Origin of the sequence: Kamptonema sp. PCC 6506 (assembly GCF_000180455.1) — a bacterium.
In the GTDB taxonomy this organism is placed as follows: Bacteria; Cyanobacteriota; Cyanobacteriia; order Cyanobacteriales; family Microcoleaceae; genus Kamptonema; species Kamptonema formosum.
In genome coordinates, this window is record NZ_CACA01000197.1 from 1 (window position 1) to 1,008 (window position 1,008).

Consider the following 1,008-nt stretch of genomic DNA (forward strand, 5'->3'; position numbering starts at 1 on the left):
AACCTGCTTCGCTCCATTTATCGTTACTAAATGCACCGCTTGAAACATCTGAAATATCCAGCGCATTGTCGGCTTATTGGTTAATTTCTTTACCTGATTTTTCACTCGATCGTTAGTAGCTGATAATTGTTGTCTCAATTTCCTTTGCGCCAGGTTATATACTAACAAACACAGTCCCATTATCATTCCGATTGCTTCAACTCGCTCCGGCTTTTTCACGAATACACTGGAAGTAAAAAATAACGGATCTTTGATAAATCTAAATCCTCTCTCATTACTTTGCTGCGCTTTATATTCCAATAATACCTGTGGATTGCTTACTGCTTCAGTATCTAAGATATTTGTGGCTAATATAAATCTCCCAGATTTGACTTTTTCCGCTTCAATCGCTGAATTTCGGGGTGCTATTTCACCCGTAACTTGATAAGCTTTTGTTTGTATCTGACCGAGTTTTTTGAGATTGCTTTTTGTTGCTTTAACTGTTTTTTCTTGGGATTTAATTTCTGTTATTTGGTGATATTTCCATGAGTCTGATAACTTTTTTATTGCAGTTTCCGCATCGGCAATACAAGCAAATTCCTGCCTAGATAGCTTACGCAGTTTGGCTTTGGCTGATTCTAATTGTTTCTCTACTTGCTTGACTATTTTTTTAAGATCTGCTTGCTTTCTGATTTTACTTTCTATTACTAGCCATCTTTGCTTGATGCCAGCATAATCACTCGTTTGGACTGCTATTTTATATCCTTTTATTTCAGGGTTTTCCCAGGCACTATCTTCAATCTTGCAGATTTTATTTTGAGCTTCTTTGATGCTTAATGGTACTCTCGTTATCCATTTCATTCCTGCCATTGCTGACAAATTTTCTGCTGTGTATAAAGCACTGTCTGCTACACAGATTCCGTCAATGTCCACTGGTTTTTAAATTCTTTCAATCTCTCTACAAAGACACTTTTATCATCTGGCTTTTTTCCTGACAGTTTTTGTATGCTCCTTCTACTGATATTGAAC

The 1,008-nt window shown here is 36.6% G+C and carries 1 pseudogene; it reads right to left on the reverse strand.

Annotated elements, in window-relative coordinates:
* Positions 1 to 1,008: pseudogene (locus OSCI_RS10340) on the reverse strand (IS1634 family transposase); the annotation flags it as partial.